The organism is Mesorhizobium sp. M6A.T.Ce.TU.002.03.1.1 (assembly GCF_003997275.1).
Taxonomy (GTDB): Bacteria; Pseudomonadota; Alphaproteobacteria; order Rhizobiales; family Rhizobiaceae; genus Mesorhizobium; species Mesorhizobium mediterraneum.
In genome coordinates, this window is the sequence record NZ_RZTI01000043.1 from 4164 (window position 1) to 26606 (window position 22443).

Here is a 22443-nt window from a genome sequence, read left to right on the forward strand (position 1 = left end):
GGGAGGAAACGAATGCCCAATCACTCGTCCACCTTTCAACATGAACAGGGGTGTTCGCTCAGCGGCAAAGGAGCCGGTGATGTCGGTTAGCGACAACAGGAATGCGAGCGGCTGGCTCGGCTCGGAGCAGCGCCGGCTGTTGATTCAGGAATACGGGATCTTCCTCGCGTTCCTGATCCTGGCGGCGGTTCTCTCGGTCTCCAACGAGTTCTTCCTGACGGCCGGCAACATCTCGAACGTGCTGCTGCAGACCTCGATCAACGGTGTCCTCGCCATCGGCATGACCTTCGTCATCCTGACGCGCGGCATCGATCTCTCGGTCGGCTCCGTCGTCGCGCTTGCCGGCATCGTCAGCGCCAGCTTCGTGACCTCCTCCGCGACCGCCGGGATTTCCGGCGCGCCCTATCCGGTCGCCCTGGGTCTCGGCATCGGCCTGCTGGTCGGCATTGCCTGCGGTGCCGTTTCCGGCGTGATCGTGTCGCGGTTTTCGGTGCCGGCCTTCGTGGCGACGCTAGGCATGCTGTCGGCGGCGCGCGGACTGACCCTCATCTATGGCGGAGGTCGTCCGGTTCCCGCGCTGACACCAGCATTCCGCTGGATCGGCACAGGCAATGTCCTTGGCATACCCGCACCGGTCGTCGTTCTCGCAGTCGTGTTTGCGGTCTCCTGGTGGATCCTCAATCGGACCCGTTTCGGCCGTTACATCTATGCCGTCGGCGGCAACCCTCATGCGGCCAGGACCTCGGGCATCAACGTTACCCGCATCCAGTTCGTCGTCTATGTCATATCCGGCGGCCTTGCCGGCCTCGCCGGGATGCTGCTCAGCGCCCGCACCGGCTCGGCGCTTCCCCAGGCCGGCATTGCCTATGAGCTGGATGCGATCGCGGCGGTGGTGATCGGCGGGACTAGCCTTTCGGGAGGCATCGGCCGGGTGACGGGCACGTTGATCGGCGCGCTGATCATCGGCGTCATGAACAACGGCCTCGATCTGATGGGTATCCAATCCTACTACCAGCAAGTTCTCAAGGGTGCCCTGATCGTCGGCGCCGTGATGCTTGACCAGAAGAGAAACTACGGGGCTTAGGGCGTCGGACCCAATCCGAGGCTCAAACAAAAGGCCCCTTTCGAAATCGGACCTGCACTGCGCGTGTCCGTTGATAGGCGAACCATGTCGGTCGCTCACTTAAGTGGAGGTACGGAATGAAAAGATTGATGATAGCGCTCGCGTCTGCGACCGCGCTGCTGGCCTCGTCGGCCATGGCGCAGGAGAAGATCAAGATCGGCGCAGCGCCTTACGGATTGAATGCGGAGTTCATGCAGATCTGGTCGGCAGCGCTTCAGGAGCACCCGGCCGTCAAGAGCGGCGAAGTCGAGCTGACGGTCTTCGACGGCCGCTATGATGCCCTGGTCCAGCAGGACCAGTTCAAGACGATGGTCACCCAGCAGTACAATGCGATCATCTTCGCTCCGATCGACGTCGACGCCGGCGCGGCAGCCGTTCAGACGGCAGCCGATGCCGGCATTCCGGTTGTCGGTTCGAACACCCGCGTCAACTCCGATCTGTTGACTTCCTATGTCGGATCCGACGACACGATCTCGGGCTACATGGAAGCCAAGACCGTGCTCGACAAGATCGGCTGCAAGGGCAATGTGGTTATCCTCGAAGGGCCGGTCGGCCAGTCCGCGCAGATTTCCCGCCTCGAAGGCAACAAGAAAGCGCTTGCCGAGTGCCCGGATGTCAAGATCCTCGAGGATCAGACCGCCAACTGGTCGCGCGCCGAAGCCCAGACGCTCATGGAAAACTGGCTCACCGCGCATCCGAACCAGATCAACGGCGTGATTGGCCAGAATGACGAAATGGCGCTCGGCGCCATCGAGGCGATCAAGGCCGCCGGCCTCGACGTGAAGAGCTTCGCCATTGCCGGTATCGACGGCATCACCGATGCGCTCCATGCCGTCAAGGCCGGTGAAATGACCTCGATCCTTCAAGACGCGCGCGCCCAGGCTCAAGGTGCGCTCGACCTTGCTATCTTCGCTGCCAAGAAGGGGGACTACAAGCCGCAATCCGACATCTGGGCAACCTACAAGGACATGCCGTGGAACGACGGCAAGGAGAAGATCTACAATGTGCCGTGGACGCCGGTGACGGCGGAAAACGTCGATCAGCTTCTGGCGACGCGCAAGTAATCCAGCCGTGGGGTGGGCTCTCTTGCCCGCCCCACTTTCCAACAAGCCGGGAAGAGCACCATGACGGATTCAATACAGGTTGATCTCAATTTTTCACTGGGCGGCAAGGTCGCTCTGGTCACTGGCGGCGCCTCCGGCATCGGCAGCGCCATCGCATCGGCGTTTGCCGCGAAGGGCGCGGTCGTCGGGGTGATCGACATCAATGAATCCGTTGCGAGATCGAAGGCCGACGAACTCGGCAACGGTGCGAAATCCTTCGTCTGCGACGTGTCCGATCCGCGATCGGTGGAAGCCGTGTTTGCTGCGGCGCAAGCCGCCTTCGGCCGTATCGACATCGTCGTCAACAGCGCCGGCGTCGCCCTGCTCGCTCCCGCCGAGGATCTCAGCCTCGATGCCTGGGACAAGACCATCGATATCAATCTCAAGGGAACTTTCCTTGTTTCCCAGGCCGCCGGGCGTGCCCTGATCAAAGCTGGCAAGGGTGGCAAGATCATCAACATGGCCTCGCAGGCCGGCACTGTCGCGATCGACCAGCACGTCGCCTATTGCGCTTCGAAATTCGGCGTCATCGGCCTGTCCAAGACACTTGCCGCCGAATGGGGCAAGCACGGCATCACGGTAAACACGATCTCGCCGACGGTGGTGTTGACCGACCTCGGCAGAAAGGCCTGGGATGGGCCGCGCGGAGAGGCGCTGAAGCAACGCATTCCGACCGGCCGCTTTGCCTTTCCGGAAGAAATAGCCGCCGCGGCGGTGTTTTTGGCATCGAACGGCGCCGACATGATCAACGGCGCCGACCTTCTGGTCGATGGCGGCTACACCATTGTCTGACCGGCGCAGGATTGGAGCAACAATGCAGCGGTTCATCAACAATCCCGACGAGGTCGTCGAAGATACGGTCAAGGGCTTCGTCAAGGCGCATGCCGACATCGTCAGGCTCGGCAGCAACCCGCGCGTCATCGCAGCCCGCCATGCGCCGGTCAGCGGCAAGGTCGGCGTGATCACCGGCGGCGGCTCCGGCCATGAGCCTGCCTTCATCGGCTACACTGGCCGCAACATGCTGGACGCGGTCGCGGTCGGCGAGCTCTTCTCGTCGCCGACGGCAAAGAGCTTCCTTGACGCCGCAAGGGAGGCGAATGGCGGCAAGGGTGTCGTTTGCCTCTACGGCAATTATGCCGGCGACAACATGAATGTGAAGATGGCCGTCAAGCTCGCGGCCAAGGAGGACATTACGATCGCAACCGTCGTCGCCAACGACGATGTATGCTCGGCCGGACCGGATGAGCGTGAGAAGCGCCGAGGCGTCGCCGGCGAGATCTTCATGTGGAAATGCGCCGGCGCCAAGGCCCAGCAAGGTGCCAGCCTCGAGGACGTGCAGGCGACGGCGCAGCGGGCGATCGACAATTGCCGCTCCATCGGCGTTGGCCTTGGCCCTTGCACGCTGCCTGCCGTGGGGCATCCCAACTTCCTGATTGAGCCGGGCACGATGGAAGTCGGCATCGGTCATCATGGTGAGCCGGGCGTCAGGGTCGAGCCGCTGAAGTCCGCGGTCGAAATAGCGCAGCAGATGGTCAGGATCGTGCTTGATGATCACGATCTTGCCGCCGGAACCGAAGTTGCGGTTCTTGTGTCCGGCCTCGGCGCAACGCCGGTCAACGAACTCTACATCCTCCACGATACGATCGAGCAGGAAATCACCGGACGCGGGTTAGCCATCTACAAGACCTACATCGGCAACTACTTCACCTCGCTGGAAATGGTCGGCGCCACACTCACGGTCATGGCGCTCGACGCCGAGTTGAAAAGGCTGCTGGACGTGGATGTCGATTGTCCCGCAAGGCTTTAGGAGCAGGCGAATGCAGCAGTTTGACAACGCTTCCGCTGGCGACATCGTTCTTTCGATCGCCGACCGGATCATCGAAAACCGAGCCTATCTGAGCGAGATCGACGGCAAAATCGGTGACGGCGATCACGGCGTCAACATGGCCAAGGGCTTCGGCATGGCTGCGGAGCGGATCAGGGGCAACGACATGTCGCTGGCCACCGCCTTTGATACGCTGGGCACGGTGCTGATGACCGAGATCGGCGGCTCCATGGGGCCGCTCTATGGCGTCATGTTCACGCAATTCGCCGAAACGATCGAGAAATCTTCATCCATCGATGCCCGGACTTTCAGTGCCATGCTCACCAGTGGTCTCGACGGCATCCAGGCGATCGGATCGGCCAAGGTCGGCGACAAGACGCTTCTCGATACGCTCATGCCGGCGATCCAAGCGTTCGACGGCGCCAACGCCGGCGGCAAGCCGTTCCCGGAAGCTCTGGATGCGCTCGTCGTCGCAGCCGAAAAAGGCCGTGACGGCACAAAGGACCTGGTTGCAAGGATTGGCCGCGCCAGCCGCCTGGGCGAACGCTCGCTCGGCGTGCTCGACGCCGGCGCCACATCCTGTGCGTTGATTCTGAAAGCACTGGCGCTCGGTGCCAAGGAGAAGTTGCAGCAGTCCGCGACTGCGAGTGATTGAGCTACGACTACGCTCCTCCCGAGCGCTGGCCTCCGGCTGATTTTACAGCCGGAAGCCAGGTTAACGCCTGATCGAACCAAGATTGTGAGTTCCTCTGTTTGCGCTCATCTTGAGGATCGATTCTGGATTCGGGGAAACCAGGCAGCATGACAGTCAAGACATCATCGGCGCGGAAGAACGGAACGGTGCGGACAGGACCCGAGGCTGGCGCCGAACCCATTCCCTTGCGCTATGGTGACGATCCCTATGTCTGGGCCTGTTGGCTTTACTACGAAGACCACATGACGCAAGGCGATATCGCCGAAATCATGGGCATTTCGCGGGCGACAGTGAACAGCTACCTGGCCGATGCCCGCGCCCGCGGCATCGTCAACATTTCCCTCGAGCCATCACGGCTGAGTTCGCTCTCGATCGCACAGGAACTCAAACGGCATTTCGGGCTGCATGACTGCCTCGTCGTGCCGAGCGACGACAATGCGCGTCCGCTGATCGATCGTCTCGGCACCGCGGCCGCGCAGGCTCTGACCAAGCTTCTGAAATCCGGAGACACGGTGGCCGTTGCCTGGGGGCGAACCGTGTTGGCGATTGGCGAGCAGGCCTCCGTGCCCGGCCTTCAGGACGTCACTGTCGTTCAGGCGACTGGCGGCACGCGAGCAAGTTTTGCCTATACTCCGGAACTCTGCGCGGCCGCCATCGCCAATGCCGTCAATGGCAAGCTGATCAACATCACCGCGCCGGCTATCGTTTCCAATGCGGAAGTCCGCGACATTCTTCTGCGCGAGCCGCTGATCGAAAGTCAGTTCGCAGCGCTTTCTAAAGCCAACAAAGCGCTATTCGGCATCGCCTCGCTGCGTCCGAATTCAACGATCCACACCAGCGGTTTTTTCGAATCGGTTTCGGTGCAGCAATATCTCGCCAAAGATGCCGTGGGCGTCCTCGCGGGACGCTTCATCGACGGGCGGGGCAACCCGGTAGCTGGCCCGCTCGACGACCGGACGATCGGAATTTCGCTCGACATGCTCAGGTCTATCGGCCTGCGGATTGCAGTCGCCGGTGGTTTCGACAAGGTGCCGGCGATCCTTGCCGCGCTCCGCGGCGGCTACGTCAACGTGCTCATCACCGACGCTGCCACGGGCCGCGGCATTCTGAATGCCGATGGCGTGACGGAGCTCGATCAAAAGCTTTCCCAACGCCCGAAGATCGATAGCTCGGTGGCCCTGCCCAGCAACTTCCGGACCCACATCAAGAAGTTCCTGAACGACCCTGACGATGTCGTCGAGGAGATGCTTGACGGCGTGGTGAAGGCGCATGGCGCCTATATCCAGCCGATCAAAGGCTCGCATCGCGCCCTCGTTGCCCGCACGGGGCCGCGACTTGGCAAGGTGGGGCTTGTGATCGGCGGCGGCACCGGGCACGAGCCCTGCTTTCTCGGCTATGTCGGCAAGGGTCTCGCCGATGCCGTGGCTGTCGGCAATATCTTTTCATCGCCGCCTCCCGGCCCGATCTTTCAGTGCGCCAGGGCGGCATCCGGCGGGCAAGGCGTGCTCTTCGTCTATGGCAACTATGCCGGCGATGTCATGAACTTCGAGATGGCGGCCGAGATGGCGGCGGAAAACAACATCGAGGTCCGAACGGTCGTGACGACCGACGATATCGCCTCTTCGCCGCTGGAGGACAGGGAAGGCCGCCGCGGCGTTGCCGGCAACTTCTTCATGTTCAAGATCGCCGGCGCCGCCTGCGATCGCGGCCTGTCGCTCGATGCCTGCGAAGCGGCGACACGCAAGGCCAATTCGAGGACATTCACGATGGGGGTCGCATTGGAGCCCTGCTCCCTCCCGCAGACCCGTCGTCACAATTTCGAGATCGGTCCCGATGACATTGAGATCGGCATGGGCATCCACGGCGAACGCGGCGTCATCCGCGAAAAAATGATGAGCGCCGACGAGATCACCGACCGGGTGATGGACCGTATCTTTTCCGAAATGAAGCCGGCATCGGGCGACCGTGTCGCGGTGCTGATCAATTCATTCGGGGCAACGCCGCTGATGGAACTCTACATTTTGTTCAGGCGCGTGGAGCAGCGGCTGAGCGCCAAGGACATTAAGATAGAGGCGAACTGGGTGGGACATTATTGCACCTCGCTCGACATGGTCGGTGCGTCCATATCGATCCTGCACCTCGACAATGAGTTGACGGAGCTATTGCACCATCCTTGCGATACCGCTGTCCTGCGGGTCGGCTGAGGATACAGGATACGCGCCTGTGGCCGCATCCTGCTGGAACCGGGAGGAACATGATGTCCGAAAACGCGGCGCAATGCCTGAGCAGGATGTTTTATCGCATATCCATCGCGATCGAGGCGGGAAAGGACCATCTCTCGGATCTCGATGGCGCCATTGGCGATGCCGACCATGGCATTACCATGTCTCTCGGCTTCATGGCTGTGAACGCTGAGCTGGCCAAGCTCGATCTCGACCATATGCTGCCGTCAGAGGTTTTCACAGCTGCCGCGTCCGCCTTTCTCGATGCCGTCGGTGCTTCCACCGGGCCGCTTTATGCGACCGCGTTCCGCAGAGCGGCGCAAGCCCTCAAACAGGACGAACGCCTTTCACCTTCAGGCCAGGCGGCGATCATCGAGGCCATGACGACCGGCATTCGAGAGCGCGGCAAGGGGCAGCGCGGCGACAAGACCATGCTCGACGCCTGGATTCCAGCAACCGAAGCTGCGGTCAGCGCACAGGCGCGCGCCGCCGGCAGCCGGGAGATGTGGAACGGCATCCTGGCGGCCGCGGAAGCCGGCGCGAATTCGACACGGTCCATGGTCGCTGCCCGTGGCCGGGCGGCACGGCTCGGGGAGCGGTCCCTGGGGCACATCGACCCAGGCGCGGCCTCGGCCGTCATTATCCTGCGCGCAATGAAAGACACCTTTTCTGACAGCGCACCAGGAACGATCAGCAGTAGTGGAACGGACTGATCAGGCTCGAACCTGACCAGCCCAAATAGCGGCCGGAATCGCTGCCCGTCAGATAGAGCGCTGCGGCGCACCGAACTCGGAGGCCTGCCGTAGATGCTGGCGCAGCAGCGCCTCGGCCCATTCGATCTCGCCCGCCTCGACGGCATCGAGAATGGCGAGGTGTTCCCGGCAGGACTGCTCGATGCGTTCCGCCGGCAGTTCCTCGAAACCCGCCGATTCCTGCAACCGGCGCAGATTGTTCTGCTGACGCACCGCATCGGCCAGGAACCGGTTGCCGGAACAGGCCGCAAGTCCTTCATGAAATGACGCGTTGATCCGGAACCATTCATCGCCGCCGATCAGCGTCTTGCCTGTCGACACGATCGCCAGGATGCGCTCGTGTGCGCGGCGGACCGGCGCCAGTTGCTGGGGGTCTGCATTGAACATGGGCGACCGCAGCGCCGCGCATTCAACAGCCATCCGGAATTCATAGCTTTCCCGGTAGGCATCCTCGCCGACAAGCGTGTCGGCGAAACGCCAGCCGTGCCCCGGCAGGCGCTGCACCAGGCCTTCGGCGGCAAAGCGAAGCAAAAGCTTGCGCACGATGCCGCGTGATGCCTGATAGCGCGGCATCAGTTCCGCCTCGGACACCTCCTGGGGCAGTTGGTCGAGCGCGCGTTCCCGCATCATCCTGCAGTAAAGCTCCTCGAGCGGAGAACTGGGCAGTATATCCTCCGGGTCGAGATCGGCGACATCGCGCGCCAATTGCAGCCCCCTCGTCTCGAAGGGACTTAAGATGCCCTGGGCGACCAGCAGTTCCAGCGCTGCGCTGACGGGAGAACGCGAAACGCCGAACGTGCGGGCAAGGTCCGGCACCGAGACGCGGGTTCCAACCGTCCAGCCCGAATCCCTGATCCGCTCCAGGATCCGCCGCGCCAGATCTATCTGCAGCGGGCTGGCCGCCTCACTGCGTGGCTGCCGGTCGATGATCGTTTCGTTCATATGCACTTCCTCAGGCATTCGCATTATAGATATGCGCCACGCAGTTCGAACTGGCAATCTATCGAATTTTTCTGCTTTTCATTCAATCAAAATGCATTACTATCCGGACTCATACGAGTTTGAGGCTTTCCTTTTGATGACAACAGTCACACCATTTCCGCTTGTCGAAATCGCAGGAGCGCCGAAAGCGCGCGGCACGGCCTACGGCGAACAGGCGCGCGGGCGCATCGGCGCTTCGGTGGCGCTCTACGCTGCGCAGCTCGACCGTTTCGGCTTCAGGCGGGACGATGTCGGGCGGTTCTCCGGCATCTTCCTGCCTCGCCTTCGGCAATGGGCGCCCGACCTCGTCGAGGAAATGGAAGGGATCGCGTCAGGCGCCAATGTCGATCTGTCCTCGATCGTCCTGGTCAATGCGCGCACCGAAATCCTGCAGCTTGCCCGGCGCGAGAAAGGCATTTCCGACGACGAGCCCGACGGTTGCACGGGCGCGGCGATCCTGCCGGAAGCAACCCGGAACGGCAGGCTCATCCATGGCCAGAACTGGGACTGGAGGGCCGAATGCGCCGAGACATCGGTGGTGTTGCGCATCCGGCGAACGGACGGGCCGGACCTCCTCACCTTCACCGAAGCCGGCGGACTGGCGCGCAGCGGCTTCAACGCGGCCGGCATCGGCATCACCGCGAACTATCTCGAATCCGACCGTGACTATCGCGAGATCGGCATTCCGCTTCCCTTCATCCGCCGCCGGGCCCTCGAGGCGCAGCATTTCTCCCACGCCATCAAGGTGGTGGCGACGACGCCGAAATCCGGCTCCAACAACATGATCCTGAGCACCGCCGAGGGGTTCACGGTCGATCTCGAATGCGCGCCGGACGAGGTGTTTGCGATCTATCCGGACAAGGACATGATCGTCCATGCCAATCACTGGCAAAGCCCGGTCGCGCTGTCCAAGCTGCGTGAGACCGGACTTCGCGATGTGCCGGACAGTCTCTATCGTGACCATCGCGTGCGCCGGCATTTGTCGGCGCGGCATGGCGACATCACGATCGACGATGTGAAGGAAGCCCTGTTCGACGATTTCGCTTCGCCGTTCAGCGTGTGCCGTCCAGTGGTCAGGAAAGAAGGCGGCAATCTCTCGGCGACAGTCGCGATGATCGTCTTCGAACCAGCCACCGGCGTCATGGAGATCGCTCCGATGCCGGCTGAAAACCGCGAGTTCACCAGCTACGAGCTCACCATGGACGATGCGGTCCTCGCAAGGGCGGAGAAGGCAGTGCCGGCACGGGAGACATCTTCGATATCAGCACAGGAGAAACGATGGTCCGCTTTGTCCTGACCCGCATCGCCAGCGCCATACCGACACTTATCCTGGTGTCGGTTGCGGTCTTCGTGATGATGCGCTTCATCCCGGGCGATCCCGCGACCTTGATGCTGGGAGACCTCGCACAGCCCGGACAGGTCGAGGCGATGCGGCATCAGATGGGGCTCGACCAGCCCGTGGTGGTGCAATACCTGATCTGGATCGGCAATGTCCTTTCAGGCGATTTCGGGCGCTCGATCGGCAGCGGGCAAGAAGTGCTGCCGCTGATCCTCGACCGTTTCGCCGTCTCCTCGATCATCGTTTTTCTTGCTGTGCTTGTCGCCTCGGCGATCGCCGTGCCCGCCGGCATGCTGGCCGCCTGGAAGCAGGACAGTCTGCGCGATATCGCCGTCGTCGCCACCTCGACCATCCTGCTCTCGATCCCCAGTTTCTGGCTGGGGCTGATGCTCATGCTGATCTTCGGCCTCTATCTCGGCTGGTTGCCGATCGTCGGCTATGTGCCGTTCAGCCGCGACTTCGCGCAAGCCGCTCTGTATGTGATCCTGCCCGTGGTCACCCTGGTGCTCGTCGAGTCCGGCCCGATTGCGCGCATGGCCAGGGCCAGCACGATCGAGGTGGCGCGCCTGGAATACATCACCCATGCGCGGGCAAAGGGGCTTTCGGAAAGCGCGGTGATGTGGCGCCACGCATTCAAGAATGCCTTCGCGCCCACCTGGACCCTGATCGGGCTCGTGCTCGGCAGCCTGCTATCCAGCATCGTCGTCATCGAGACCGTCTTCACCATTCCCGGCCTCGGCCGGCTGCTGGTCGACGCCATCTATGCCCGCGACTATCCCGTCGTTCAGGGAACGATGCTGTTCGTCGCCTTCATCTATGTCGCGGTCAATCTTCTCGTCGACCTCGTCTATCCGCTGCTCGATCCGAGGGTTACCGCATGATCGCCCGTGCTCTCGGCCGGCCCGGTCTGAAATTCAACGCGATCTTCGGGATCATCGTCACCGGAACATTGATCCTTCTAGCCGTGTTCGGTCCGTGGATCGCTCCCTACGATCCGCTCAAGCTCGATCTGCCGTCGCGCCTCAGCGGGCCCTCGTCTCTGCATCTGCTCGGCGCCGACGAATTCGGACGCGACGTGCTCAGCCGCCTCGCCAGCGGCGCGCGTACCAGCGCCTGGATCGCTTTTGCAACTGTTATATTCGCATTGATCACCGGCACCGTGTTCGGCGTTCTCGCAGGTTTCCTGCGGGGCTGGGTCGATCGCATCATCATGATGGTCAACGATGCCTTCCTCGCCTTCCCAGGCCTGCTCCTGGCGCTTGGCCTGATGGCGGTGATCGGTGCCAGCCGCGAAGGCATCATCCTTGCGCTCGGCCTTGCCTATATGCCGATCGTGGTGCGCGTGGTGCGGGCTTCCGTAATGTCCATTCGCGAGCGGGAATATGTCGAGGCCTCGCGCGTGATGGGCAACAGCGAGATCATCACCATGGCGCGGCACGTGCTGCCCAACTGTGTCGCCCCGATCATCGTGCTCGCCACCACCATGTTCGGCTGGATCATCCTGTCGGAGAGCGCGCTGAGCTTTCTGGGACTGGGCGTCCCGCCTCCGGCGCCGAGCTGGGGCAACATGCTGTCGACGGCACGGCCCTATATCGGCCAGGCGCCGCATTTGATCATCCTGCCAGGTCTCTGCATCTCGATCACGCTGCTCGGCATCAACATGCTGGGCGACGCGGTGCGCGACTGGCTCGACCCGAAAATGTAGGTGCTGGAAACATGCTCGTGCCGACCGGGGACAAGAACACGATGCTTTCAGTGCGCAACCTGTCGATCTCGGTCGGGCCATCGGGAAAGCGGATCGTCGACGAGCTGAATTTCGATCTCGCGCCCGGTGACATGCTGGCGCTGGTCGGCGAATCCGGTTCGGGCAAGACGATGGCAGCCCGCTCGATCCTCAACCTGCTCCCTGCCCCGCTGGTCACGACCCCGGACAGTAGCATCCGCTTCGGCGGGCAGGAACTCACCAGCCTTGCCCCAAAGGCGCTGCGCCAGATACGCGGTGCGCAGATCGGCATGGTTTTTCAGGAGCCAATGGTCTCGCTCAATCCCGCTGTCACCATCGGCGAGCAGATGGCGGAAGGGCTTCGCCTGCATCGCGACATGTCGCGCGCCGAGATAAAGGACCGCTCGCTGGCAATGCTGGAGAGAATCCAGATCAAGGATCCCGGCAAATGCCTTGCCGCCTATCCGCACGAATTCTCGGGCGGCATGCGCCAGCGCATCATGCTCGCATCGGTCATGCTGCTCAAACCGCGCCTGCTGATTGCCGACGAGCCGACCACCGCGCTCGACACGCTGGTGCAGCGCGACGTGCTTGACCTCATGGTGGAGCTGACGCGGGAGAATGGAACCGCCGTCCTGCTGATCAGCCACGACCTCGGCATGGTGTCGCACTATGTGAACAACGTGACGGTGATGTGCGAAGGCAAGGCGGTCGAACAGGGAAGCAGCACCCAGGTTCTTCACGCGCCGCAGCACGAATATACAAGGCGGTTGGTCGACGCCCTTCCCAAGCGCAGCGCCGGCGGATCGAGAAGAGCCGTCAACGGCCCTCCCTTGGTCGAAATCAGCAACGTCGTCATCGACTATCCGGGCCGTCCCAGGCTGTTTGCGCGCGCGGAACCGAAGCGCGCCGTCGACGGCGTCGATCTGACCATCCGGCGCGGCGAAACCCTTGCGTTGGTCGGCGCGTCGGGCTCCGGCAAGACGACGCTCGGGCGCGCCATTGTCGGCCTCGTCAGGCCGGCCAGTGGAACGATCTCGTTTCTTGGCAAGGCGATTGCAAGTGATCGATCGGCTGACGCGCGTGAGCAGCGTCGCGACATGCAGATCGTCTTCCAGGATCCCTATTCCTCGCTCGACCCTCGCCAGTCCATTGCCGAGATCGTCACCGAGCCGTTGAAGCTCGACCCCGAATTGGACCGCATGCGGCGCACCGCCCGCATGGATGAGGTCATTGAGGAAGTGGGGCTGACGCGCGACCTTCTCGAGCGTTTCCCGCATCAGCTGTCGGGCGGTCAGCGCCAGCGCGTCGCGATCGCGCGGGCGATCGTCAGGCGACCGGCCTTCGTCGTCGCCGACGAGCCGGTTTCGGCACTGGACATGACAGTGCAGAAACAGATCCTGCTTCTGATCCGGTCGTTGCAGGAACGCTACGGTTTCGCCTGTCTCTTCGTCTCGCATGATCTGGGTGCGGTCGAGCAGGTTGCCGACCGGGTCGCCGTCATGCAGGACGGAAAGATCGTCGAGATCGGCGACCGCGACGACGTCTTCGACCGGCCGCGCCACGCCTATACGCGCGCCCTTCTCGATGCGGCGATGCTGATCGACCGCCGTTTCGCCGATGGCGCGGGCGCACGCAAGGCAGCGGCGCAATGACGGCGACACGGCTCGTCTCCGCACCATGACACCGTTCGGCCATATCAAGGAAATCTGGCGATATCCCGTCAGTTCGATGGGCGGCGAACGGCTGGACGGAACGGAGCTTGCGGAAGGCGGTATTCCGGGCGACCGGATCTGGGGCATCGTCGACCGGCGCGACGGAATTGTTGCCGCGCCGGAGAAGCGAAAGCATTGGCGGCCGTTGCCCAACCTTCTTGCAAGGCTGAAGGGCGACCGGCCGGAAATCGGATTGGACGATGGCTCCTGGATCGATGCCGGCTCCAGCCGCGCAGGCGAGCTGGTTTCGGCCTTCCTCGATTTCCCGGCGGCGCTGCACCCGCACGTCCCCTTCGGCTCGGAGGCCCAGGATCATATCGCGCCACGCTATCAGCGCGCCGACATCCACATCGTCACGTCAGCCTCGATGAACAGGCTCGCCGGCCTGCTTGCGGATCCCTCGCAAGTGGATTCCAGGCGGTTCCGGCCCAACATCGTGATCGAGACCGACGCTTCGCGGGATGGTTTCGTCGAGCAGCAGATCATCGGAAAAGTGCTTTCGATCGGCGAGGCGCGGATCATGATTTCGGAATCCTGCGCGCGCTGCACCTTCACCGCGCTGGCGCAAGGCGATCTCGCTTTCGAACCGGCAGTGCTGCAAACCATAGCGCGCCACGGCGAAGGCGGTTTCGGCGCGCTCTGTCGGGTCATGCAGCCGGGCAAAGTCAGGATGGCCGACCGGGTCAACTTGAACGAAGCCTGATCTTTATCCAGCTTTCGGTGTTGGACGGCGGCACGTTGCGGCGGCTGATGGGTGAGATGGGCCGTAAGTTTGATGGCGGCTATGCGGAGTATGCGTTGTTTGCCGAACTCGCTGCTGATGCCGGCCACTACGCACCGCGTCCTTGATACACCGGATTCATCCCCTAGTTTAGCTCCGTGGGCGCCTTAGTCGCGAGTTTGCCTGAGGGCGGCGGCGGTCGCGCCGTCCTGACTGCATGCCGCGGAAAGACGGTTCGACCGACGCACTTTATGGAGGTGGTCGTGCGTCAATCTCCTGAATCCAGCTGGGCATATTTCGCATTCGTTTGCTCGATCGCGGTAGCTTGCGTAGGAGCTGCTGCCGGCGGCGAGCGCGGCGAAGGCAATAGCGCTGGCAACCATGGTGGCGGAGGCAATAGCGCTGGCAGCCATCACGGTGAAGGCCGCAAAGGCGGCTCGCACAAAGGGCCTGGCGCCAAGCCCAGCGGCTCCAGCAGTAGTTCACCGGTGGACGACGATGGAACCAGCACCGCCGCAACGGCGGCAGTGCCGGCCACTCCGGCAGCCACTGCCGTCAGTGTCGCCCGGTCCGCAGGGGCCGGACGGTCGCTCGACCTCCCGGCCAACCTCCAGCCTCTCAGCGCCAGCAACAGTCCATCGACGGTCCGTCCAATCAAGGCGCTGCCGGGCGTCCCGGATGAAGTCGTTCGCGCCTGCCATGATGCAATCGAGTCGGCCGCCGCCCCGTTTGGCGCGACCAGTGTGCGCGTCAACAGCGCAGGTTCCATACGTCGGTTGAGCCCGGATACGATCTCGGCTCCCGTTGAGGTCAGCATCGACTATGGACGGCAAGGCAACGTGGAGACGCGGCAGGCGCCGATCAAATGCGAATTGAACGCGACAGGCAGGGTGATCGGGCTGACATAGCGTATCGCGCAGAACTCCCCGCCGACGAGAGCAGGATGAATTCGAAGGGTGATCCATCCGCGGCGTCGTGAGAGGGTGCGAGGCAACGCCTCCCAAAGGCCTTGGGCCTTCGATAGGAGGATGCACATTCGTTTTGGAAATCACTCCAAGGTCACGTGTCTTGGCCTGAGGGAATAGGGAAGTGTGAGAGAACGCACCCGGGCAATCCGCGACGGGTTGCGAACCTTGCTGCGTGCAGTCTTCTGGCTGACAGCCTTCAACCCGCCGGCAGCGGCTGCTGCGCGGCCAGCGCGCGGCTTCGGCGGCCGCTCAATCTGCGCGCTGCGACGCTCAGCCCTGAGCCTGTCATTGTCCGCGCGCGCCGCAGCCAGGTCGCGGGCAAGAGAAACATTGTCTTCACGTTGCTTGTCCAGAGCCTCGTTCAGCCTGGTGACCCGTACCAAAAGTGCTCGAGCGGCGGCGCGTTCGAGGCGAACCTTATCGAGATCCTCATGGGTCGAGGCTGCTGCAGCGCGTTCTCGTGCCAGCGCTTGCGCCGTCTCGGTTGCAGTCTGCTCTGCACGCTCTGTTGCTGAGACTGCTCTGGCTCGTTCCTGTTCAGCCGCGACGCGCTCGAGGCGAGCTTTTTCCAGCTCGTCACGCGTCGACGCTGTTGCAGCACGTTCTCGTGCCAGAGCCTGTGCCGTCTCGGTTGCAGTCTGCTCGGCACGCTCTCTCGCTGACACCGCTCTTGCTCGTTCCTGTTCAGACGCGTCGCGCTCAAGGCGAGCTTTTTTTAGCTCCTCACGAATCGACGCTGCTGCAGCGCGTTCTCGAGCCAGCGCGCCCCCCGTCTGGGCCGCGGTCTGCTCCACTCGTTCTCTCGCTGTGACTGCACCGGTCCGTTCCTGCTCAGCCGCGTCCGCGCGCTCCTTGAGCGCGGCATTGGACAGTTTCACTTCGGCGAGATCGCCACCAAGGTTCTCTGACTTCCGGCGTTCGTCGTCGAGCATTCCGCTCGCTTGCGCCAGCGAAGCCTTGGCCTTGGCGCGATTCTCGGCCGCCTCGGCCTCAAGCTGTTCAATTTTCGCCCGCGCTCGCGACAGATCGCGCGCCCGCCATTCGGCTCGCTGACGCTCCAGATGAGCAGCGGGCATCTCCGTAAAGACATAGTTGGTGGCCTCGCGCAGCATTGTGCGGGCATCTCCCGCTATGCGCCGCAATGCGTCAAGTGTGCGGGCTGCCGCGAGCTCGTTGCGCAATCGCTCCTCGTGTGCGTTGTCGGAGGCTGCGATGCTTGTCCTCAGCGCATCGATCTGCTTGCGCGACTCGAGGAGTGCTCCCTGTAGAGCAGCGCTCCTGGCGCGTTCGCTTTCCGCCACCCGGTGCTCCTGGCCGCCCAATTCCCCTGCAGCGGCTGCCTGACCACCGGCTGCCCCGACTTGCAGCCGGGCAGCCGTGAGATCCGGGCTGAGCAAGTCGACACTCGTGCCTTGGGCCCGCGAAATGGCGGGGGCGCTTTCGACCCAGTTTTGTCTCGTCATCGCATAGCTAAGCGGCACGGCCAGACAGATTGCGGCGACGCCCAAGCGGGGCACAAGACCGATTGGCTTGCCAACGCGAGGAGGGGTGGCCGTTACGATGGTCGGCTCGGGATCCAGGCTGAACCCTCCCCTTTGAGCTGTGACATTCAAACCGCGATGCGCCGGATTGGCCAACTGAGCAACTTTGCGCGGCGAAACCTTATGACCCAATTGGTCCCATGCTGACCCGCAAATTCGCTCCCCACGTTCCGCCGCGGCGAGTTGTGTCGGCATACGGCTCAGGGCCCTCAATACTGGACTACTTACGTTGGCAAGATTAGCAGCCACCTGCCTACGAACATAGCCAGCGATTTCTCTGACCGATGTCGCAAGGCGGCCGGATTGCGGCATGTTCGTCGCGGAAGCGAAAGCGTTGGTCTGGGCCACAGACGAGCTCTCGTAAGCTTCGGAGATCACGTCGAAATACTCGATTCGCACCCCGAACCGAAGGTAAGTGGCATCGTGATGCCGATCATCCAGGTCTGCCGTGTCTGAGGGCACGGCAACCTGAGAAGAAGAAGCAGGCTCGGTTGCAAGGTCGACCGGGCTTTCCCAATCCCAAGATGCCTCCTCGGGGGGATCAGATTCGCCTTCGCTCTCATCTGATGTGAGGCGACGGATACGCCGGAGCATAAGATAGAGGCCCACCGAGGCAAGTGTTGCTATCCCGCCCAGGATAACGAGATCTGCGTTGTTTGCGTAAATTTCGGCAAGATGATTTGGCATTGCCGTGCCTGTGGGCGGTCCGCTTGAGCTTTAAGTTAGGTCACAAAGCTAGGTCACAGACCTCCACGGTCAACCGTCACCTCGTACTAAAGGTCAGAGACACTTCGGCCACGCAGAACGGCCATTGCTGCTCGGATCGCTGTCGAACGATCGCTCCTGGCGCAAACGCGCCATGGGAGAGCTGGTGAGTTTAGGTCTCCTTCCCGCCCTGAGCGGGTTTACGGCCCCGGTACCAAGCGTCAGGTTTTCACCACCAGGTAGCTCAAACAAAAGATCGGAGGCCACACGCCTCCGACCTTTCGAGCGACAGACAACCGCCAGCTCCTATTCGCTTTTCCAGACACCCCATGCGCGGGGGTTTGCCGCGGGCCATACTGAATAGCCTTTCACCTTCGGCGACACGGCGTCGACGGATGGCTCGTAATAGAGGCCAAGGATCGGCACATCCTTTGCCATGAGGGCATGGAGCTGCTTGAACAGCGCCTTGCGTTGCGCGGGGTCGGTCGTGGCCATCGACTTCGTGTAGAGGTCGAGGGCCTCCTTGCTGTCCCACTGCGCTGTCGGATCGGTCGCCTTGTCGCCGAGGATGACGCCATACATCAGTGACGGATCGAGACGCGCCGAATAGCCGAAGGACTGGATCTGGAACTTGCCGGCAAGGTAATTGTCGAGCTGTGCCGCCCAATCCAGCACTTCGAGCTGCGCATTGAAGCCCGCGGCCGTCAGCATCGCCTGCAGCAGCACGGCGTTTTCATACATGCCCTGGTAGCGGGTGTTGGTCTGGATCTTGATCGGCTCGCCCTTGTAGCCGGCCTCGTCTAGCAGCGCCTTGGCCTTGACCGGGTCGTATTCCGGCCATTTGAGAAAATCCCCGTCGAAGAATGAGCTCGCCTGGGCGACGGCAGAGGGGTCACCGGCGGCGACACCGTTGGTGCGAGCGGCGGCGATCTGGTTGATGTCGGCGGCATGCGCCAGCGCCTCGCGTATCTTGACGTTCGACAGCAGCGGATCCTTGGTCTGCAGCAGGATCGCCGTCCACGACAGGCCTTGCGTCGACAGCACCGTCATGCCCCGCGACTTGGCTTCCTCGACACGCGATGATTCAAGATCGGGCAGAACGTCGAGCTCGCCGGCGAACAGCGCGGTTTCCGATGCCGCCGTGTCGGGAATGACCATGAAGCGCACCTCGTCGACATAGGCCTCACGGCTGCCGGCAAAGCCGCTCGGCGCCTCCTTCACCGGCTTGTAATCGGCAAAGCGTTCGAGCGTGACATACTGGCCCTTGACCCATTCCTTCAGTTTGAAGGGGCCACTGCCGATGGCGCTGTCGGCGATCCACTTGCCGTCGGTGCCGACATTCTTCGGGCTGGCGACCCAGCCATTGCACTGGACATTGGCGAGCTGCGCGAGAAAGAGCGCATTCGGCGCGTTGAGCGTGAAGACAACGGTGCGTGGATCAGGCGTCGCCACCTCATCGACCTTGAGCCCCTGGCTGCCGTCGAAGAACGGAATGCAGAACCACTCGTTGGCCGCATCCATGCGGCGGTCCCAGTTCCATTTGACGTCGGATGAGGTCACGGCGTCGCCATTGTGGAAAGCCGCGCCGTCGCGCAGCGTGAAGGCATAGGTCTTGCCGTCGTCCGACACTTTCCAGGATTCGGCCAGTGCCGGGCCGACCGTGAGATCGGCGCGGTAGGCCACCAGCGTCTCGAAGATCTGGTGCAGCACCGTGTCGGTGTTCGCGTCGCGATTAAGACCGTCGGTGGCGCGGATGTCGGCGTTAATACGAACCTTGAGCGTGCCGCCGGTTTTCGGCTGCTCCTGCGCCATCGCCGGCAGCGCACACGCCATCATGGCGATTGCCGCCAGCACCCGGATCAATCGTCTTCCCATTCCCGATCTTGTTCCCATTTTTATCTCCAGTTTTGTTGACTGCAGTTTTTCAGGCGGGCGCGGCAACCCCATTCAATGCCCGCGCAAAGAAGTCCTTGACCTTGGCGATGAGCTCGCGGTCGTCGTGGGTGATGCCGGGCACGACATCCAGCTGCACCTCGACGCCGTGTCTCTCCAGGCTGCCCTTCAACGACCTGATCCGGTCGTTGCGGGTCGCGCCGGCGAGATCGGCGCCGGGCATCCACCAGGCATCGTCCGGCTTGATGGTGATCTCCCAGGTTTCGAGATCGTCACCACCGATCACCATCTGCACGGCGACCTTGCGCATGGCGTCGAGGTCGACCTTCTTGCCGAACACTTTCTCGAAGTCGCGCACCCCGACCCAGAAATCGTGATCGAAGTCGAGCAGGGTCACGACGCCCGGCGCACCGATCGATGCAGCCAGCAGGCGTTCGGGATGGAGGAACAGGAAACGATGGGTGAAATGGCCGCCGCCGGAGAAGCCGTACATCAGCACGCGGTCGCCGCGGATGCGGTAGCGCTCCCGCATTTCCTCGACCATGTCGAGCATCACGGCATCGTAGTGGAGGTCGCCCTCGCGCAGCATCTTGTAGGAGGAAAGGTCGCCCGGGAAACAGATGCTCGCCGGAAAAAGCGGGGCAAGCACGATCACGCCGTTCTGCTCGGCGAAGTCGGCAAAGGCATCCCGGTAGGCGAGCATGCCGCGTTCGGTGCCATGCACGATCACCGCTAGCGGATATGTCTTGTCGCCGTCCTCGTCATAGTCGTCGGGCACATAGGCGCAATAGGGGAAGCGCTGGTCGAAGCGGGAGGCGTACACCGTCGTGTGGCCGAAATCGTAATAGGACAGGCGCTTGCCATGTCCGCTGACGTTGCGCATCGAATTTTCCCCAGTCTCAATTTTATTGTTTCATCATTTTGTGTGACTGAAAAGCATTTATTTATCTGAGACGCCGGGAAAGTACGCATTTTACATCGCGTAACGCCGAGCGTTCCTGGAGCAGGCATGAGCTGTTGTCCGGCCGGCTTTGTGTCGGCGCGGCATTTGCTGGCCGCAACCCGGAAGGTGACGACGACGCGGCTTGCAGCGCTGCGGTTGAAGCGTCTATCATGTTCTTGAAAAATCGCTGACTTCGGCCTTCATGCCGCGTTCGGCCAGCCATCATCTCTAGCGGCAGATGTAGCCAGCTGCGTAGATTTCAGAACGAATGAAGTAGCGCACCGCCAATGGCCGATAAAACGCTTTTCGGGTTGACCGCCGTCGACACCGTGCCCCTGCATGAGAAAGTCTATCTCGAACTCGTCAGGGCATTGATGTCGGGCCAGTTTGCGCCCGGTCAGAAGCTGACCTCGCGCAAGCTCGCCAAGGAACTGGGCACCAGCGACATGCCGGTGCGCAGCGCCTTCATGCGGCTGCAGGCGCTGCGTGCGCTGAGCCCGATGCCGAACGGCAGCATGGAGGTGCCGGTCATCTCGGCCGAAAGGTTCTCGCAGCTGACCGAGGTGCGAACGATCCTCGAAGGCTCCGCGACCGAGCTTGCCGCAAAGCTGATCAATGGCAACAATCTGCGAGCGATCCGTCGCCACTGCACGGAGCTGACCCTGGCAGCCCGCAAGGGCGACATCGACGATTACCTGCGCAAGAACTATAACTTCAAGTTCTCGATCTATCGCCACTGCGGCAATGAGCAGATGATCTTCCTGATCGAGACGGTGTGGATGCAGGTCGGCCCGTTTCTCAGGAACCTGACCACCGGCTTCGAGGACAATCTCGCCGCCATTCTCGACATCGATTACCATGAGGAAGCCGTCGCCGCGATCGAGGTCCAGGACGGGCCACGCGCGCGTGCCGCCATCGTGCGCGACATAAACGACGGCGCGACGCATCTTTTGCAGCACGTCAAGTTTCCGGAAACCCGTAACTGACTATCGAGGCCGTCACGAGGCAGCGGAAACTGCCTTCATCACCGCGACGACCGTCTGATCCATCCGGTCGTTGACCGGGTCGGGTTCCGAGGACTGCCTGACAATGACGGTTTGCGTCGCCGGATCGATCCAGAGCCACTGGCCATGGATGCCCAAGGCGGCGAGCGCACCCGTGCCGGTGTCGTACCAATAATTGCGGTAGCTTCCACCCGGATAGGCATAGCCCTGGTCGCCGGCGGCCCAGATGGCGCGGTCGCCGCCGGCCCAGAGGCTGGCGATCCAGTCTGCCGGAACGATGCCGCCGCCACCGGTGCGAACCAGCTCACCGACGCGGGCGAGATCGCGCGCGGTCATCGAGATGCCGCCCGAGGCGCGCGGATTGCCGGCCCGATCGACGGTTATCTGCGCGTCGGAATGGGTGCCCATCGGCTGCCACAGGAGCCGGCTCAGCAATTCGGCGAAGCGCTCGCCCGATGCCTGCTCGAGGATGATCGCCGCCATGTCGACATTGGGTGACCGGTAGGCGTGCCGCGTGCCGTGCGGATGTGCGGCCTTCGGCAAGGTGCACAGGAAAGTCTTGAGATCGGGCGCGGGATCGTCCGCTTTGTCCGGATTCCACAGCATCGCCCGCCTGTAACGATCGAAAGCGCCGTCTCTGCTCAGATAGGCTTCGTCGAAATCGATGCTGATCTGCATGTTGAGGAGATCGCGTAAAGTGGCGTCGCCATAGGCCGATCCGGCGGCTTCGGGCAGGTGCTTTGCCAAGCGGTCGTCCAGCGAGAGCATCCCTTGGCCGATCAGGATTCCCGCCAGAAGGCCGGTGATGGATTTGGACACCGAAAACACCAGATGCGGCTTTGCCGGATCGCTTGTCGGGGCATGCCACTCGGCCACGAGATTTCCGCCGCGCATCACCACGAAATTGTCGGTGTCGCTTTCAAGCAGGAAATCCGGCAATGGACGCGGCTTGCCGGCAACGTCGGCAACCACAAGGTCGGACAGCCGGCCGAGGTCGAGTGCCGGCGTCTCCGGCTGGCGCGCGCTACGGATCGTGGCGGACGGCACCAGTTCCGCCGCGTTCTGGAACGACCAGGCCGAATAGGGCCTTGTCCTCCAGTTCGACAGGTCGATCTCCGCGCGGTGCGACGGCGTATTTGTCATTTGGCTCATCCCTCTGACTGCTGCGTGGCGGCGAACGGTGTCTTCGCA

Annotated in this window: 19 protein-coding genes; 14 read left to right on the forward strand and 5 right to left on the reverse strand. The window is 62.5% G+C overall.

The window, feature by feature from the left end; genetic code table 11:
- The first annotated feature begins 79 nt into the window (after nt 1–79).
- The 7 genes from EOC93_RS15135 (at nt 80) to dhaL (EOC93_RS15165) (ending at nt 7680) form a co-directional block, all read left to right on the forward strand.
- Nucleotides 80–1084 (forward strand): sugar ABC transporter permease, encoded by a 1005-nt coding sequence (locus tag EOC93_RS15135; RefSeq protein ID WP_095489258.1) that lies wholly within the window; start codon nt 80–82, stop codon nt 1082–1084.
- Between the two features lie 116 nt (nt 1085–1200).
- On the forward strand, nt 1201–2187 hold the full coding sequence (locus EOC93_RS15140) for a substrate-binding domain-containing protein (protein WP_095489122.1): 987 nt from the start codon (nt 1201–1203) through the stop codon (nt 2185–2187).
- 60 nt (nt 2188–2247) lie between these two features.
- Nucleotides 2248–3018 (forward strand): SDR family oxidoreductase, encoded by a 771-nt coding sequence (locus EOC93_RS15145; protein ID WP_095489121.1) that lies wholly within the window; start codon nt 2248–2250, stop codon nt 3016–3018.
- A gap of 22 nt (nt 3019–3040) precedes the next feature.
- A complete protein-coding gene (locus EOC93_RS15150) occupies nt 3041–4033 on the forward strand; it encodes a dihydroxyacetone kinase subunit DhaK (protein WP_095489120.1) in 993 nt (330 codons plus the stop codon).
- A 10-nt stretch (nt 4034–4043) separates the two neighbouring features.
- Complete coding sequence (gene dhaL, locus EOC93_RS15155) at nt 4044–4706, forward strand: dihydroxyacetone kinase subunit DhaL (protein ID WP_126105521.1); 663 nt, start codon at nt 4044–4046, stop codon at nt 4704–4706.
- Nucleotides 4707–4852: 146 nt separating this feature from the next.
- Nucleotides 4853–6949: a bifunctional sugar-binding transcriptional regulator/dihydroxyacetone kinase subunit DhaK gene (locus EOC93_RS15160; RefSeq protein WP_126105520.1), complete on the forward strand. Its 2097-nt coding sequence runs from the start codon at nt 4853–4855 to the stop codon at nt 6947–6949.
- Between the two features lie 53 nt (nt 6950–7002).
- Nucleotides 7003–7680 carry a dihydroxyacetone kinase subunit DhaL gene (gene dhaL / locus EOC93_RS15165; RefSeq protein WP_126107395.1) on the forward strand — a complete coding sequence of 226 codons (678 nt, stop codon included), beginning with the start codon at nt 7003–7005 and terminating at the stop codon, nt 7678–7680.
- Nucleotides 7681–7728: 48 nt separating this feature from the next.
- Here the strand turns inward: dhaL (EOC93_RS15165) and EOC93_RS15170 are convergent, their stop codons facing one another.
- Nucleotides 7729–8661 (reverse strand): GntR family transcriptional regulator, encoded by a 933-nt coding sequence (locus EOC93_RS15170; RefSeq protein ID WP_164759141.1) that lies wholly within the window; start codon nt 8659–8661, stop codon nt 7729–7731.
- Between the two features lie 136 nt (nt 8662–8797).
- Between EOC93_RS15170 and EOC93_RS15175 the strand changes: the two genes are divergently transcribed.
- The 6 genes from EOC93_RS15175 (at nt 8798) to EOC93_RS15205 (ending at nt 15106) form a co-directional block, all read left to right on the forward strand.
- A complete protein-coding gene (locus EOC93_RS15175) occupies nt 8798–9997 on the forward strand; it encodes a C45 family peptidase (RefSeq protein ID WP_127205003.1) in 1200 nt (399 codons plus the stop codon).
- The gene (locus tag EOC93_RS15180) at nt 9979–10920 is read left to right on the forward strand and encodes an ABC transporter permease (RefSeq protein ID WP_095489116.1); all 942 of its coding nucleotides are present in this window, start codon (nt 9979–9981) and stop codon (nt 10918–10920) included. The genes EOC93_RS15175 and EOC93_RS15180 overlap by 19 nt, the downstream gene beginning before the upstream one ends.
- On the forward strand, nt 10917–11744 hold the full coding sequence (locus EOC93_RS15185) for an ABC transporter permease (protein WP_127205004.1): 828 nt from the start codon (nt 10917–10919) through the stop codon (nt 11742–11744). Before EOC93_RS15180 ends, EOC93_RS15185 begins: the two co-directional genes overlap by 4 nt.
- A gap of 11 nt (nt 11745–11755) precedes the next feature.
- Nucleotides 11756–13417 carry a dipeptide ABC transporter ATP-binding protein gene (locus tag EOC93_RS15190; protein WP_127205005.1) on the forward strand — a complete coding sequence of 554 codons (1662 nt, stop codon included), beginning with the start codon at nt 11756–11758 and terminating at the stop codon, nt 13415–13417.
- Nucleotides 13418–13442: 25 nt separating this feature from the next.
- Nucleotides 13443–14180 carry an MOSC domain-containing protein gene (locus EOC93_RS15195; protein WP_164759142.1) on the forward strand — a complete coding sequence of 246 codons (738 nt, stop codon included), beginning with the start codon at nt 13443–13445 and terminating at the stop codon, nt 14178–14180.
- A gap of 269 nt (nt 14181–14449) precedes the next feature.
- The gene (locus EOC93_RS15205; protein ID WP_127205007.1) at nt 14450–15106 is read left to right on the forward strand and encodes a hypothetical protein; all 657 of its coding nucleotides are present in this window, start codon (nt 14450–14452) and stop codon (nt 15104–15106) included.
- A 140-nt stretch (nt 15107–15246) separates the two neighbouring features.
- On the opposite strand, the gene EOC93_RS34820 is transcribed toward EOC93_RS15205, so the two are convergent.
- The 3 genes from EOC93_RS34820 to EOC93_RS15220 form a co-directional block, all read right to left on the reverse strand.
- The gene (locus EOC93_RS34820) at nt 15247–17394 is read right to left on the reverse strand and encodes a hypothetical protein (RefSeq protein ID WP_245461466.1); all 2148 of its coding nucleotides are present in this window, start codon (nt 17392–17394) and stop codon (nt 15247–15249) included.
- A gap of 324 nt (nt 17395–17718) precedes the next feature.
- Complete coding sequence (locus tag EOC93_RS15215; protein ID WP_126105512.1) at nt 17719–19305, reverse strand: ABC transporter substrate-binding protein; 1587 nt, start codon at nt 19303–19305, stop codon at nt 17719–17721.
- Nucleotides 19306–19336: 31 nt separating this feature from the next.
- Nucleotides 19337–20188: an alpha/beta hydrolase gene (locus EOC93_RS15220; protein ID WP_127205008.1), complete on the reverse strand. Its 852-nt coding sequence runs from the start codon at nt 20186–20188 to the stop codon at nt 19337–19339.
- A 347-nt stretch (nt 20189–20535) separates the two neighbouring features.
- On the opposite strand from EOC93_RS15220, the gene EOC93_RS15225 reads away from it, so the two are divergent.
- A complete protein-coding gene (locus EOC93_RS15225; RefSeq protein WP_095489110.1) occupies nt 20536–21234 on the forward strand; it encodes a GntR family transcriptional regulator in 699 nt (232 codons plus the stop codon).
- 12 nt (nt 21235–21246) lie between these two features.
- On the opposite strand, the gene EOC93_RS15230 is transcribed toward EOC93_RS15225, so the two are convergent.
- A complete protein-coding gene (locus EOC93_RS15230) occupies nt 21247–22395 on the reverse strand; it encodes a serine hydrolase (protein WP_095489109.1) in 1149 nt (382 codons plus the stop codon).
- Nucleotides 22396–22443 lie beyond the last annotated feature (48 nt).

Excerpts from the sequence above, each read along its gene's own strand:
- EOC93_RS15135 (WP_095489258.1), top strand. The coding sequence starts at position 80 with ATGTCGGTTAGCGACAACAGGAATGCGAGCGGCTGGCTCGGCTCGGAG.
- EOC93_RS15140 (WP_095489122.1), top strand. The coding sequence starts at position 1,201 with ATGAAAAGATTGATGATAGCGCTCGCGTCTGCGACCGCGCTGCTGGCC.
- EOC93_RS15145 (WP_095489121.1), top strand. The coding sequence starts at position 2,248 with ATGACGGATTCAATACAGGTTGATCTCAATTTTTCACTGGGCGGCAAG.
- EOC93_RS15150 (WP_095489120.1), top strand. The coding sequence starts at position 3,041 with ATGCAGCGGTTCATCAACAATCCCGACGAGGTCGTCGAAGATACGGTC.
- dhaL (WP_126105521.1), top strand. The coding sequence starts at position 4,044 with ATGCAGCAGTTTGACAACGCTTCCGCTGGCGACATCGTTCTTTCGATC.
- EOC93_RS15160 (WP_126105520.1), top strand. The coding sequence starts at position 4,853 with ATGACAGTCAAGACATCATCGGCGCGGAAGAACGGAACGGTGCGGACA.
- dhaL (WP_126107395.1), top strand. The coding sequence starts at position 7,003 with ATGTCCGAAAACGCGGCGCAATGCCTGAGCAGGATGTTTTATCGCATA.
- EOC93_RS15170 (WP_164759141.1), bottom strand. The coding sequence starts at position 8,661 with ATGAACGAAACGATCATCGACCGGCAGCCACGCAGTGAGGCGGCCAGC.
- EOC93_RS15175 (WP_127205003.1), top strand. The coding sequence starts at position 8,798 with ATGACAACAGTCACACCATTTCCGCTTGTCGAAATCGCAGGAGCGCCG.
- EOC93_RS15180 (WP_095489116.1), top strand. The coding sequence starts at position 9,979 with ATGGTCCGCTTTGTCCTGACCCGCATCGCCAGCGCCATACCGACACTT.
- EOC93_RS15185 (WP_127205004.1), top strand. The coding sequence starts at position 10,917 with ATGATCGCCCGTGCTCTCGGCCGGCCCGGTCTGAAATTCAACGCGATC.
- EOC93_RS15190 (WP_127205005.1), top strand. The coding sequence starts at position 11,756 with ATGCTCGTGCCGACCGGGGACAAGAACACGATGCTTTCAGTGCGCAAC.
- EOC93_RS15195 (WP_164759142.1), top strand. The coding sequence starts at position 13,443 with ATGACACCGTTCGGCCATATCAAGGAAATCTGGCGATATCCCGTCAGT.
- EOC93_RS15205 (WP_127205007.1), top strand. The coding sequence starts at position 14,450 with ATGGAGGTGGTCGTGCGTCAATCTCCTGAATCCAGCTGGGCATATTTC.
- EOC93_RS34820 (WP_245461466.1), bottom strand. The coding sequence starts at position 17,394 with ATGCCAAATCATCTTGCCGAAATTTACGCAAACAACGCAGATCTCGTT.
- EOC93_RS15215 (WP_126105512.1), bottom strand. The coding sequence starts at position 19,305 with ATGGGAACAAGATCGGGAATGGGAAGACGATTGATCCGGGTGCTGGCG.
- EOC93_RS15220 (WP_127205008.1), bottom strand. The coding sequence starts at position 20,188 with ATGCGCAACGTCAGCGGACATGGCAAGCGCCTGTCCTATTACGATTTC.
- EOC93_RS15225 (WP_095489110.1), top strand. The coding sequence starts at position 20,536 with ATGGCCGATAAAACGCTTTTCGGGTTGACCGCCGTCGACACCGTGCCC.
- EOC93_RS15230 (WP_095489109.1), bottom strand. The coding sequence starts at position 22,395 with ATGACAAATACGCCGTCGCACCGCGCGGAGATCGACCTGTCGAACTGG.